The 13,847-nt window shown below is 73.9% G+C and carries 8 protein-coding genes; all 8 read left to right on the top strand.

Annotation, left to right across the window (positions count from 1 at the left end; translation table 11 throughout):
- Positions 1-81: 81 nt before the first annotated feature.
- The gene (locus ACIRGB_RS17035; RefSeq protein ID WP_403864936.1) at positions 82-942 is read left to right on the top strand and encodes a 3-hydroxyacyl-CoA dehydrogenase family protein; all 861 of its coding nucleotides are present in this window, start codon (positions 82-84) and stop codon (positions 940-942) included.
- Positions 942-1,604, top strand: coding sequence for an O-methyltransferase (locus tag ACIRGB_RS17030; RefSeq protein WP_403864934.1), 663 nt, complete (start codon positions 942-944; stop codon positions 1,602-1,604). The genes ACIRGB_RS17035 and ACIRGB_RS17030 overlap by 1 nt, the downstream gene beginning before the upstream one ends.
- Positions 1,605-1,626: 22 nt before the next feature.
- Entirely contained in the window at positions 1,627-1,902 is a 276-nt protein-coding gene (locus tag ACIRGB_RS17025; protein ID WP_403864931.1) for an acyl carrier protein, read from the top strand.
- 7 nt (positions 1,903-1,909) lie between these two features.
- Positions 1,910-3,010: an acyl-CoA dehydrogenase family protein gene (locus ACIRGB_RS17020; RefSeq protein WP_403866012.1), complete on the top strand. Its 1,101-nt coding sequence runs from the start codon at positions 1,910-1,912 to the stop codon at positions 3,008-3,010.
- 25 nt (positions 3,011-3,035) lie between these two features.
- A complete protein-coding gene (locus ACIRGB_RS17015; protein ID WP_403864928.1) occupies positions 3,036-4,127 on the top strand; it encodes an HAD-IIIC family phosphatase in 1,092 nt (363 codons plus the stop codon).
- Between the two features lie 53 nt (positions 4,128-4,180).
- On the top strand, positions 4,181-6,106 hold the full coding sequence (locus tag ACIRGB_RS17010; protein WP_403864925.1) for a BTAD domain-containing putative transcriptional regulator: 1,926 nt from the start codon (positions 4,181-4,183) through the stop codon (positions 6,104-6,106).
- A 130-nt stretch (positions 6,107-6,236) separates the two neighbouring features.
- Positions 6,237-12,536 (top strand): SDR family NAD(P)-dependent oxidoreductase, encoded by a 6,300-nt coding sequence (locus tag ACIRGB_RS17005; RefSeq protein ID WP_403864922.1) that lies wholly within the window; start codon positions 6,237-6,239, stop codon positions 12,534-12,536.
- Positions 12,537-12,585: 49 nt separating this feature from the next.
- Positions 12,586-13,847: beta-ketoacyl synthase N-terminal-like domain-containing protein (locus ACIRGB_RS17000; RefSeq protein ID WP_403864919.1), on the top strand; the 1,262-nt coding region annotated here is incomplete at its 3' end.

The raw sequence follows: 13,847 nt of genomic DNA, 5'->3' as shown, positions 1-13,847 counted from the left end.
GAAAGCCTGTCACTGCAGAGGTGAGGTTCTGATGAGTGGATCTGTCGTTCATGACACCGGACGGCCGGAAGTGATCGACCGGTGAGCGGGGACGGGGGCACGCCGCGGCTCGCGGTCTTCGGCGCCGGCGTCATGGGCATCGGTATCGCGACCCTCGCCCTGGGACGGGGGGTGCCGGTCCTGCTCGTCGACGTGGACCAGGAGCGGCTGGGCACCGCACGCGCCCGCATCCGGAACGAGCTGAGGATGGCCCACATGGTCGGGGCCCTGCCGCGCACCGGACCGGTCGGAGAGCTGGAACTGGCCGACACGGCGTCGGCCGCGGCGGACGCCACCTGGGTGATCGAGGCGATCACCGAGGTGGCCGAACTGAAGGCCAAGGTGCACCAGGAGATCGCCTCCGCGGTCGCGCCGGGGACGCTGCGGGTCACCAACACCTCGTCCATCCCGGTCGACGAACTCGCCGGCCGGCTGCCCGCCCCGGAGGACCTGGCCGGTATCCACTTCATGAATCCGCCGTACCTCATCAAGACGCTCGAGGTGGTCCGCGGACCGCGGACCGGTGAGCGGGCGATGGCGGCGGTCGAGGACCTCCTGTCCGTCCTGGACCGCAGGGGGATCGTCGTCGGCGACGGCCCGGGCTTCGTCACCAGCCGGGTGCTGCACCGGATGATCAACGACGCGGCGAACGTCGTGGGGGAGGGCCGGGCGACCGTCGAGGACGTGGACGCCCTGATGGAGGGCTGTCTCGGCCACCCCACGGGCCCGCTGCGGACCGCCGACCTCATCGGCATCGACAACCTTGTCGACTCCCTGCGGGTGCTGCACGAGCGCACCGGGGACGAGTCCTGCCGCCCGAGCGAGGTGCTCCTGCGCAAGGTCGCCGAGGGCCACTACGGCCGCAAGACCGGGCGCGGCTTCTACGACTACGAGGTGGGCTGATGGCCGGCCAGGTGGAACTGGACGAGCGCGTCCTGGACTACGTGCGCTCCGTGTCGCTGCGCGACGACGAGATCCTGCGTGACCTCGTCGCCGAGACGGCCTTCATGCCCGCGCTGAACGCCATGGTGACCATGCCCGAGGAGGGGCAGCTGCTCGCCCTGCTGGTCGGGCTGACCGGAGCCGAACGGGTGCTGGAGGTCGGCACGTTCACCGGCTACAGCACGCTGTGCATGGCCCGGGCGCTGCCGCCCGGCGGGCAGATCGTCACCTGCGACATCAGCGAGCGCTGGACCCGGATCGCCCGCCGGTACTGGGAGCGGGCCGGGGTGTCGGACCGGATCGAGCTGCGGCTCGGCGACGGCGCCGAGACCATGCGGGACCTGCTCGCCGACCGCGGGCCGGAGACCTTCGACCTGGTCTTCGTCGACGCCGACAAGACCGGCTACGCCCGCTACTACGAACAGGCGCTGGCCCATCTGCGGCCCGGCGGCCTGGTCGTGCTCGACAACACCCTCTACTTCGGGCGCGTCGCCGATCCCGAGGCGCACGACGCCGACACGGAAGCCATCCGTGAGCTGAACGCCGCACTCCACGTCGACGACCGGGTGGAGCTCTCCATGCTGGTCATGGCCGACGGCATCACCCTGGCACGCAAGAACTAGGCGCAGTAGGAAGGGATTTCTCATGACGGACTCGACAACCGAGCTGACGGTCGACGCCATCGAGCAGCGCATCGGAGAGTTCCTGGAGGCGAAGACCAAGCGGACCTGGGAGCCGGACGTCGACCTGTTCGCCTCCGGCGCGGTCACCTCCCTGTTCGCGATGGAGCTGGTGGTGTTCGTGGAGGGCGCCTTCGGGGTCGCGGTGGAGGGCCCGGACCTTGCCATCGACAACTTCCGCACCGTGAAGTCCATGACCGTGCTGGTGACGCGGCTGCGCGCCGGAGGTGACGGTGCCTGAGGCGACGGTGCCCGAGGCACTGAGCGCGCTGGTGACCGAGACGGTCGGCGACGCGGCGGGCGAGTGGGACGTGGCGGGCGAGATCCCGATGGAGGTCCTGCGGGGCCTCGGCGCCAAGGGCGTGCTGTGCGCCGAGGCGGCCGAGGAGTTCGGCGGTCTCGGACTGTCCGGCCTGGACAACGCGGCGCTGACCGCGCACACCGGCGCGCTGTGCAGCTCGCTGCGCAGCGTGATGACCTCGCAGGGCATGGCCGCCCACACCATCCGCCGATTCGGCGACAAGGCGCAGCGGGCGCGGTACATCGGCCGGCTCACCGGCGGCGACCTGGCCGCGGTGGCGTTCAGCGAGCCGGGCGCCGGCAGCGACCTGGCGGCGATGGCCACCGAGATCCGGCGCGAGGGCGACGAGATCGTCGTCAACGGCACCAAGACGTGGATCACGGTCGCCCACTACGCCGACTGGATCGTGGTGTTCGGGCGCTACCAGGACGGCGGCGCCGTCGCGGTGGTCCCGTCCTCGGCGCCCGGGGTCCGGGTGACGCGGGTGGCCGAGCCGCTCGGCTGCCGCGCCGCCGGCCACGCGACCGTGGTGCTCGACGAGGTACGGCTGCCCGCCGAGCACCTGCTCGCGGTGGCCGGCCAGCCGATCGTCATGCTGACCACCATCGCGCTGACCTACGGCCGTCTGTCGGTGGCGTGGGGCTGCGTCGGCATCCTCCGGGCCTGCCTGGCGGCCGTCGCCCGGCACGCCGCCGAGCGCGAGCAGTTCGGCAAGCCCCTGCTCCAGCACCAGCTCGTCGCCCGGCACCTCGCCGAGCTGTACGCCGCGGAACGCACGGCGACGCTCACCTGCGAGCAGGCGAGCCGCAGTTGGGACAGCGGTTCGCCGGACCAGGTGACGCAGTCGGTGCTCGCCAAGCACGTCGCCGCGGGCAACGCGGCCCGCGGCGCGGCCGCCGCCGTACAGGTCCTCGCCTCCGCGGGGGCCTCGGGCGGCCACGTGGTCGAACGGGCCTTCCGGGACGCGAAGTTGATGGAAATCATCGAGGGCAGCAACGAGATCTGCCAGCTGATACTCGCCGACCACGCGGCCGCGACAGCGGTCTGAGCGGCTCTGCCGAGGGGGTTGAGACATGTCCGAAACGCCACCGATCGTCAAGTGCCTGGTCTGGGACCTCGACAACACACTGTGGAAGGGCACCCTGGTCGAGGACGGGGTCGTCGAGGTCGACGACACGATCCGCAAGATCGTCATGGAGCTGGACGCGCGCGGCGTGCTCCAGTCGGTGTCGAGCCGCAACGACCACGACGAGGCGTGGGCCCGGCTGGAGCAGCTGGGGCTGGCCGAGTACTTCGTCCTGCCGCACATCGGCTGGGGGCCGAAGTCCGACTCGGTGCGCAGCATCGCCGAGCGGCTGAACTTCTCGCTGAAGACCATCGCGTTCATCGACGACCTGCCGACCGAGCGCGCCGAAGTCGCCTACCACCTGCCGGACGTGCGGTGCTACCCGGCCGAACAGGCCGGCGCGCTGCTCGGCCTGCCGGAGTTCAGCCCGGCGGTGGTCACCGTCGACGCGGCCCGGCGCCGCCAGATGTACCAGGCGGGCTTCGAGCGGGACCGGGAACGGGAGAGCCACCGGGGCGCCGACGAGGACTTCCTGCGCTCGCTCGATCTGGAGATGCGGATCGGCAAGGCCCGGGGCGAGGAGATCACCCGGGTCGAGGAACTCACCCTGCGCACCAGCCAGATGAACGCGACCGGGGTGCACTACTCGGACGCGGCGCTGCGTGCCCTGCTGTCCGACCCGGACCACGAGGTGCTCGTGGTCTCGATGGCCGACCGCTTCGGACCGCACGGCGCGGTCGGGGTCATGCTGATCGAGCGGACCCCGGGCGCCTGGCACATCAAGCTGCTGGCGACGTCGTGCCGGGTCGTCTCGTTCGGCGCCGGAGCCGTGCTGCTGCGCTGGCTCACCGACGCCGCGGCGCGGGCCGGGGTGCACCTGGTCGCCGACTTCAAGCGCACGGAGCGCAACCGGATGATGGAAGTCGCCTACCGCTTCGCGGGGTTCACCACCGCGCAGTGCGACTGCCTCGCCGCGTTCTCCCCGGCCGAGGGAACCGAGTGCCTCCACCTGGAGCCGGTCCGGCAGGACCCCCCGGCGACCATGACCGTCATCGCGCCCCAACCGTTCGCCGGCGGGTCACAGACCCAGTGGTCCTAGGCGGAAACCTTCGTTCGACAGAAGCCGAACACAGACAGACTACGGGGGATGTCGTGGAGTTCCTGATTCTGGGCCCATTGCGCCTGATGGACGGCGAGGAGCAGATCCCACTCGGCGGCGACCGCCGGCGTGCGACGCTCGGACTGCTGCTGCTCAACGCCAACCGGGAGGTGGCGACCAGCAAGCTGCTCGAAGGGCTGTGGGGCGCCGCCGAGGCCCCCGCGACGGCACGCAAGATACTGCAGAACGCGGTGCGGGCCCTGCGCGTCACGTTCGCCGGACTCCAGCGTGCCGACGCGCGCCCGCCGGCCCTGCTGACGTGCGCGCACGGCTACCAGCTCCAGGTCGCCCCGGAGCAGGTCGACATGTTCCGCTTCCACCGCAGGGCGCAGGCCGGGCGCGCCGAGCTGGCCGCCGGCCGGCCGGCCGCCGCGGCGGCGGCCTTGCGGGAGGCCCTCGCGCTGTGGCGCGGGCAGCCCCTGGCCGACCTGGTGGAGACCGGGCACTCCTGGGCGGAGCTGACCGCGCTCCAGCACGCCCGGCTGGACGCCATGGAGGACTACTACGAGGCCGAGCTGGCCAACGGCCGCCACCATGCCGTCCTCGGCCCGCTGGAGGCCATGACCGAGGCCGAACCGCTGCGCGAGCGGCCCGTCCACCAGCTGATGCTCGCCCTGTACCGCAGTGGCCGGCAGGCCGACGCGCTCGCCGCCTACCAGCGGCTGAGGGTGCGGCTGGCCGAGCAGCTCGGCCTGGAACCCGGGCGCGAGCTGCGCCAGTTGCAGCACGCGCTGCTGGTGCACGACCCCTCGCTCGCGGCGCCCGCCGGCCCCGCACGGTTGACACCGGGCGGCGGGTCCGAGGCCGGGTCCGGGGCCGGGCGGCAGGAACCGGAACGCGGGCGGCCGGTGCTCCGGCCGGTCCAGCTGGTCCGCCCGTCCCCGGCTCCGGGCGGCGACCGGAGCAGCGTCAGCGCGCTGCTGGTACGCGTCGACTTCGGGTCGGCCGGCCGGTACACCGACGTGGGCGAGGCCCTGGAGCGCACGGCGGCGACCGTGCGCGAACAGGTGGAGCGGTTCGACGGGGTGATCGCCGGGTCGACCGGCTCGGTCATGCTGGCCCTGTTCCGCTCCGCCACGCTCCGGCACGGCGACGCCGGCCGGGCCGCGGAGCGCGCGGTGTCCGCGGCGCTGTCGCTGCGCACCCGGATCCCCTACGACGTACCGGGCGGCGAACGGCTCCGGTGGCGGATGGCGGTGTCGACGCGCGACGCCCCGGCCGCCCCGGGCGACGCCTCGCGTGAGCGGCCGCCGGTCGCCGGGGCCCAGCTCGTCGCCTGCGAGTCCCTGTTGCAGATCGCCGACGACGCGCAGATCGTGGTGTGCGACCGCACCCGGGAACTGACCGGCACCACCGTCCGGTACGCCCGCGAGGTCGGTTTCCGGCCACGGTGGACCGCTCAGGGGCGCGTGTTCGGTCCCTTCGCCCGGCCGGAATCCCACGACCGGGACCCCGAACTGGGCGTCCTCAACAGCCTGTTGGAGCGGGTGCGCCGACGCTCCCGACCCCACCTGGTCGTGGTGCAGAGCGCCCCCGGAGCGGGCAAGTCGAGCCTCCTCGCGGAATTCGAACGCCGGGTGGAGAACGCGGTGACCGTGCGCCTGGAATCCGGTGCTCCGATGACCACGCGTCGCGTCGCCCATCTCACCGGTCAGCTGCCGGTCGTGCTGCTCGCCGACGACCTGCACCTGGCCGACAACGCGGTGCTCCAGCTGGTCGAGGACCTGCTGGACTCGCCCGATCCGATGCCCCTGCTGGTGGTCGCCGCGGCCCGGCCGGAGCTGTTCCGCCGGCGCCCCGGCTGGGGCGCGGGGCAGTCGCACGCCAGCCGGATGACCCTGGAGCCGATCTCCCTCGACCCGCTCACCGAGGCGGCCCAGCAGCACGACCTGCCGAGTCTGTGCCAAGCGGCCGGATGACCTTCGACCCGTCCATTGGTCCGAGGGGCCAGATTCACCGCCCGGTCTGGGTTTCGTGGACCCGGCTCCCCACCACCCATGAACGCTTAACTGGCCAAGTTGAGTACTCGGCCCGAGGAGTGACGAGACGATGGAGAACGAGGGCAGGCTACGGAACTACCTCAAGCAGGCCGTTGGTGAGTTGCAGGACACGCGCGAGCGGCTGCACGAGCTGGAGCGGGCGGCCAGCGAACCGATCGCGATCGTCGCCATGGCGTGCCGGTTCCCCGGAGGCGTCGTCTCGCCCGAAGGGCTGTGGGACCTGGTGGCCGACGGCCGGGACGCGGTGGGCGCCTTCCCCACCGACCGCGGCTGGGACGTGGACGGCCGGTACGACCCCAACCCCGGGGTGCCCGGCACCTTCTACGCCCGCGGCGGCGGATTCCTCCACGACGCCGCCGAGTTCGACGCCGAGTTCTTCGGGATCTCACCGCGCGAGGCGCTGGCCATGGACCCGCAGCAGCGGCTGCTGCTGGAGACCTCCTGGGAGGCGCTGGAGCGCACCGGGATGGACCCGCAGTCGCTGCGGGGCAGCGAGACCGGGGTGTTCGTCGGTCTGATGGGCCACGGCGGCCAGCGCTACGGCGTCGGCGCCGAGGAGTCCGGCCAGGGCGGCGACGGGTTCGGCGGAACCGGCAGCGCGGCCAGCGTCGCCTCCGGCCGGATCGCGTACCTGCTCGGCCTGGAGGGCCCCGCGCTCACCGTCGACACGGCCTGCTCCTCGTCCCTGGTGACGATGCACCTGGCGAGCCGGGCGCTGCGGGCGGGCGAGTGCTCGCTGGCGCTGGCCGGCGGCGCGGCCGTGATGCCCACCCTGGACACCTTCATCGAGTTCTCCCGCCAGCGCGGGCTCGCCGCCGACGGCCGCTGCAAGGCGTTCTCCGCCCAGGCGGACGGCACCGGCTGGGCCGAGGGCGCCGGCATGGTGGTGCTGGAGCGGCTCTCCGACGCCCAGCGGCTCGGACACCCGGTGCTCGCCGTGATCCGCGGCAGCGCCGTCAACTCCGACGGCGCCTCCAACGGCCTCACCGCGCCCAACGGCCCCGCCCAGCAGCGCGTCATCCGCCGAGCCCTGGCCGACGCCGGGCTCGCGCCGTCCGAGGTGGACGTCGTCGACGCGCACGGCACCGGCACCCGCCTCGGCGACCCGATCGAGGCACAGGCCCTGCTCGCCACCTACGGCCGGGAACGGCCCGCGGACCAGCCGCTGTGGCTGGGCTCGCTGAAGTCCAACATCGGCCACACCCAGGCCGCCGCCGGGGCCGGCGGCGTCATCAAGATGGTGATGGCCCTCCGGCACGGCCTGCTGCCCAAGACGCTGCACGCCGAGGAGCCGACACCCGCGGTGGACTGGGAGTCGGGCGCCGTGGAGCTGCTGACCGAGGCGCGCGCCTGGCCCCGGAGCGAGCGCCCGCGCCGCGGCGCGGTCTCCGCCTTCGGGATCAGCGGCACCAACGCACACGTGATCATCGAGGAGGCGCCGCAGACCGCCGAGGCCGAGCAGACCCCCGCCGCACCGGCCGCGCACGGCGTGCCGCTGCTGCTGTCCGCCGCCTCCCCGGAGGCGCTCGCCGACCGGGCGCGGCAGCTGCACGCCCACATGAGCGCCCACCCCGACGCCCCCGTGGCCGCGGCGCTCGCCACCCGCGCGCCCAAGCTGGCCCACCGCGCCGCGGTGACCGGCGACGACCCCATGGCGGGACTCCTCGCGCTCGCCGACGGCCGGCCCGCCCCCCAGGTCCTGCCCGGCGTCGCCCGCCCGCGCGGCAGAACGGTGTTCGTGTTCCCCGGCCAGGGCGCGCAGTGGTCCGGCATGGCCCTCGGCCTGTACCGGGACTCGGACGTCTTCCGCGCCCAGCTGGACGCCTGCGCCGAAGCCCTCGCCCCGCACGTCGACTGGAACCTCCTGGACGAACTCGCCGGCCCGCTCGAACGGGTCGACGTGGTCCAGCCCGCCCTGTGGGCCGTCATGATCTCGGTCGCCGCGCTGTGGCAGCACCACGGCGTGACCCCCGACGCGGTGCTGGGCCACTCCCAGGGCGAGATCGCCGCCGCGTACGTCGCCGGCGCGCTGTCCCTGGAGGACTCCGCGGCCGTCGTCGCCCTGCGCAGCAAGGCCATCACCCGGCTCGCCGGGACCGGAGGCATGGCGTCCGTCCAGCTCTCCGCGGCCGGCACCGCGCAGCGCATCGAGCGCTACGACGGCGCGGTGGAGATCGCCGCGGTCAACGGGCCCGGCAGCACGGTCGTCTCGGGCACGCCCGCCGACCTGGCCGACCTCGTGGCGTCCTGCGAGGCGGACGGGGTCCGCGCCCGGATCATCCCGGTGGACTACGCCTCGCACTCGGCGCACGTCGAGGCGCTGCGGGACGAGATCACCACCGCGCTGGCCGGGATCCGGCCGCGCCCCACCACGGTCCCCTTCCACTCGACGGTCACCGACGAGCTGGTGGCCGGTCCCGAACTGGACGCCGAGTACTGGGTCCGCAACCTGCGCCGGACCGTCGCCTTCGCCGACGGCACCCGCAGCCTGCTCGACCAGGGCCACCGCACCTTCGTCGAGGTCAGCGCACACCCCGTCCTCACCACCGCGATCGCCGCGACGGCCGAGGAGGCGGAGACGGAGGTCGTCGTTCTGGAGTCGCTGCGCCGCGACGACGGCGGCCCGGAGCGCTGGCACACCGCACTGGCCAAGGCGTTCGTGACCGGCGTCGACGTCGACTGGCACGTCGAGCCCGCCATGGCGGACCTGCCCACCCACCCGTTCCAGCGTCGCCGCTACTGGCTCCAGGAGCCCGCACCCGCCGGTGACGCCACCTCCCTGGGCCTGCGCAGCGCGGACCATCCGCTGCTCGGCGCGGTGGTGCGCACGGCGGACGCGGACACGCTCCTGCTCACCGGGCGGCTCTCCCGGACCGCGCAGCCCTGGCTGTCCGACCACGGGGTCGGCGAGTCGGTGATCCTGCCCGGCACCGCGCTGGTCGAACTCGCCCTGCACGCCGGCGACCAGGTCGGCTGCGGCCGGCTCGCCGAGCTGACCATGCAGACACCGGTCGCCCTCGACGGCGACCTCGACCTCCAGGTGGTGATCGGCCCGGCCACCGCCGACGGACGCCCGGTGAGCGTGTACACCAGCCCGAGCGGCCTGGAGGAGTGGACCCGGCACGCCGAGGGCCTGCTGAGCGCCGAGGAGTCCGAGGACCCCGGCACGCTCACCGAGTGGCCGCCGCCGGGCACCGTCGTCGTACCGGTGGAGGGGTTCTACGAGTCCCTCGCCGAGCGCGGCTACACCTACGGCCCCGCCTTCCGCGGCGTGCGCGCCGCCTGGCAGGACGGCGACGTGCTCTACGCCTCGGTCGAACTGCCCGAGGGCCAGGACGTCGCCGGCTTCGGAGTGCACCCGGCGCTGCTGGACGCCTCGCTGCACGCGGCCGGTCTCACCGGGCCGGACGGCCTGCGCATACCGTTCGGCTGGACCGACGTACGGCTGCACGCCACCGGCGCCCGGACGGTCCGGGTACGCCTGTCCCCGGCCGGTCCGGACACCGTCTCCGTGCTGGTGGCCGACGACTCCGGCCAGGCCGTGGCCTCGGTGGGGGCACTGGCCCTGCGGCCGGTGGACGCGGGCGCGCTCGGACGGCCCCGTACGGACCTCTCGGCGCTCTTCGGCCTGGACCTGCTGCCGGTCGAGCTGCCGCAGGCGCCCCCGGAGCCGGACTGGATCACGCTGGCGCCCGACGGCCTCGACCGCCCCGCCGCGCCGCGGACGGTGAGCGCCGCGCTGTGGACCTGCCCCACCGGCGAGCTGGAGGACGTCGTCGCCCGGACGCTGGACGTCGTACGCGCCTGGCTCGCGGACGAGAGCGTGGCCGACGTCCCGCTCGTCGTGCTCACCCGGGCGGACGAGCTGACGCACCGCGCGGTCACCGGGCTGCTGCGCACCGCGCGCAGCGAACACCCCGGCCGGATCCGCCACATCGACGCCGACGACCGCGCGGACACCCGTGCCGCGCTGCCCGCCGCGATCGCCGCGGGCCACCCCGAACTGGCCGTCCGGGCGGGACTGGCCGCGGTACCGCGGCTTGCCCGCGCCGCCGCGTCGCCCGCGCTGACCGCACCGGCCGACCAGCCCTGGCGGCTGTCCCTCACCTACCGCGGCGACCTCGACGGCCTGGCGCTCGAAGCCTGCCCCGAGGTGCTGCGACCCCTGGCACCCGGCGAGGTCCGGGTCGCCGTCCGCGCCGGCGGCCTGAACTTCAAGGCGGTGCTGCTGGAACTCGGCATGGTCGCACCCGACGAGTGGTCCTCCCTCGGCGAGGGCGCCGGAGTCGTCCTGGACGTCGGCCCGGAGGTCACCGGGCTGGCCCCGGGCGACCGGGTGATGGGCCTGTTCACCGGCGGCCTCGGCTCCGTCACCATCTCCGACCGCAGGCTGGTCGTCCGGATGCCCGAGCGGCTGTCGTTCGCGCAGGCCGCCGGAGTGCCGGTGGTCTACCTGACGGCGTACTACGGACTCGCCGACCTGGGCGGGCTCACGGCGGGCGAGTCGCTGCTGTTGCACGCCGCGACCGGCGGCATGGGCTTCGCGGCCCTGCAACTGGCCCGGCACTGGGGCGTTGAGGTGTTCGGCACCGCCAGCGCCGGAAAGCGGGACGTGCTGCGCGCCTGGGGCTTCGACGACGACCACCTCGCCGACTCCCGCAGCCTCGGCTACGCCGCCCACTTCGCGAACGCCACCGGCGGCCGGGGCGTCGACGTGGTGCTCAACTCGCTGGCCCGGGAACACGTCGAGGAGTCGCTGGCCCTGCTGCCGCGCGGCGGACGGTTCATCGAGATGGGCAAGACCGACATCCGCGACCCCGAGGAGATCGCCGAGCGGCACCCCGGGGTGCGCTACCGGGCCTTCGACGTGATGGAGGCCGGATTCGACCGCCTCGGCGAGATACTGGAGGAGATCCGCGTCCTGTTCGATCAGGGCGCGCTGCGGCCGATGCCGCTCACCACGTACAGCGTCCACCGCGCGCCCGAGGCGTTCCGCCACCTCAGCCAGGCCCGGCACATCGGCAAGATCGTGCTGACGGTGCCCGCGCCCCTCGACCCCGCGGGAACGGTGCTGATCACCGGCGGGACCGGTGTGCTCGGCGGCCTCGTGGCCCGGCACCTGGTCGCCGAGCACGGCGTACGACGGCTGCTGCTGACCAGCCGTGGCGGCCCGGCCGCCGAGGGCGCCGCCGAACTGGCCGCGGAACTGCGCGCCCTGGGCGCCGAGGTGTCGGTCGAGGCGTGCGACGTCACCGACCGCGCCGCCCTGGCCGCGCTGATCGCCGCCGCACCGCCGCTGACCGGGGTGGTGCACGCGGCCGGAGCACTGTCCGACGGCGTGCTGGAGGCGCTGACCCGGGAGGACCTCGACACCGTGCTGCGGACCAAGGCGCGGTCGGCGTGGCACCTGCACGAACTGACCCGGGACCAGGACCTGTCGCTGTTCGTGCTCTTCTCCTCGGCGGCGGGCGTCCTGGGCAACGCGGGCCAGGGCGGATACGCCGCGGCCAACGCCTACCTCGACGGCCTCGCCGAGCACCGGCGTGACGAAGGGCTGCCGGCCCTGTCCATCGCGTGGGGCCTGTGGGAGCGGGTCAGCGCGATGACCGGCCACCTCAGCGGCACCGACCGGGAACGGCTGGCCCGGATGGGCCTGGACGCCATCGGCGACGAGCAGGGCCTCGCCCTGTTCGACGCCGCGCTCGGCACACACCGGGCGACGGTGACGGCGGTGCCGGTCGACGTGGCGCGCCTGCGGCGCGGCGGCACCCCTGTGCCCGACGTGCTGTCGGCGCTCGACCCGGGCACACCGGCGGTCCGGCGCCGGGTCGCGGCGGCGGCGAGTGCCACCGCCACCCAGGCGGCCCGCCTGGTGGAACTGCCCGCCCGGCAGCGCCGCAAGGAACTGCTGCACCTCGTCCAGGAGTCCGCGGCACTGGTCCTCGGCCACAGCGAGGCCACGGCCGTCGACGAGGAGAGCGCCTTCAAGGAACTCGGATTCGACTCGCTCACGGCGGTGGAGCTGCGCAACCGGCTCGGCAACGCCACCGAGCTGCGGCTGCCGCCCACGGTCGTCTTCGACCACCCGACACCGGCCGAACTCGCCGCGTACCTGGACGAACTGCTGGTGCCGACCGAGGAGACGAGCGTGCGGTCGGTCGTGGCCGAACTGGACCGGCTCGTCGTCGCCGACCTGGAGGACGGCGAACGCGGTCTGCTCACCCGGCAGCTGGAGGAAGTGCTGCGCCGCCTCGTCCCGTCCGGCGACGAGGGCGGGGAGCGGGACCTGAGCGCGGCGTCCGACGACGAACTCTTCGACTTCATCGACGGCGAACTCGACACCGCGTGATCCCAGCCGACCGCGCGATCTGCCCGTACGAACGAAAGGGGGCCCCGGGATGTCCAATGAGCAGAAGCTTCGGGAGTATCTGAGGCGTGTCACGACCGACCTTCAGCGTGCGCAGCAGAAGCTGCGCGACGCGGAGGCCGTCGCACGGGAGCCGATCGCGATCGTCGGCATGGCCGGCCGCTTCCCGGGCGACGCCCGCACGCCCGACGAACTGTGGGAGCTGGTCCGCGACGGCCGGGACGCCCTCAGCGACTTCCCGACCGACCGCGGCTGGGACATCGACCGGCTGAGCGACCCCGACCCCGCCACGCCCGGCACCACCTACCTCACCCGGGGCGGGTTCCTGTCCGACGCCACCGGCTTCGACGCCGAGTTCTTCGGCATCTCGCCGCGGGAGGCCGCGGCGATGGACCCGCAGCAGCGGCTGCTCCTGGAGGCCTCCTGGGAGGCGCTGGAGAGCGCCCGCCTGGACCCGGCCTCGCTGCGCGGCAGCGACACCGGTGTGTTCGTCGGCGTGATCCCGCAGGAGTACATGCCCCGACCGGGTGAGACACCCGACCTGGAGGGCTTCGTCCTCACCGGCGGCACCACCAGTGTCGCGTCGGGCCGCATCTCCTACGCGCTGGGCCTGCTGGGCCCGACGATGACGCTGGACACCGCCTGCTCCTCGTCCCTGGTGGCGATCCACCTCGCGGAGCAGGCCCTGCGCGGCGGGGAGTGCGAGATCGCGCTGGCGGGCGGCGTCACGGTGATGTCCGGCCCCAGCGTGTTCGTGGAGTTCTCCCGGCAGCGCGGCCTCGCGGGCGACGGCCGCTGCAAGGCCTACTCGGCGGCGGCGGACGGCACCGGCTTCTCCGAGGGCGTGGGCATGCTCGCGCTGGCGCGGCTGTCGGTGGCACGCGAGCGGGGCCTGCCGGTGCTGGCCGTGGTCCGGGGCAGCGCGGTGAACTCCGACGGTGCCTCCAACGGGCTGACGGCGCCGAGCGGTCCCTCGCAGCAGCGGGTGATCCGGCAGGCGCTGGCCAGTGCGGGGCTGTCCCCGGCCGAGGTCGACGTCGTCGAGGGCCACGGCACCGGCACGCGGCTGGGCGACCCGATCGAGGCCCAGGCCCTGCTGGCCACGTACGGCCAGGCGCGCTCGGAGGACGCGGACCAGGAACCGCTGCTGCTGGGGTCGTTGAAGTCGAACATCGGTCATACGCAGGGTGCGGCGGGCGTGGCCGGGGTCATCAAGATGGTGCTGGCGATGCGGCACGGGGTGGTGCCGCGGACGTTGCATGTGGATGAGCCGACGCCGGCGGTGGACTGGTC

This window comes from Streptomyces sp. NPDC102490, assembly GCF_044765285.1.
Taxonomy (GTDB): Bacteria; Actinomycetota; Actinomycetes; order Streptomycetales; family Streptomycetaceae; genus Streptomyces.
The sequence above is the reverse complement of the archived record's forward strand: the minus strand, read 5'-3'. Positions and strand labels throughout refer to the sequence as shown.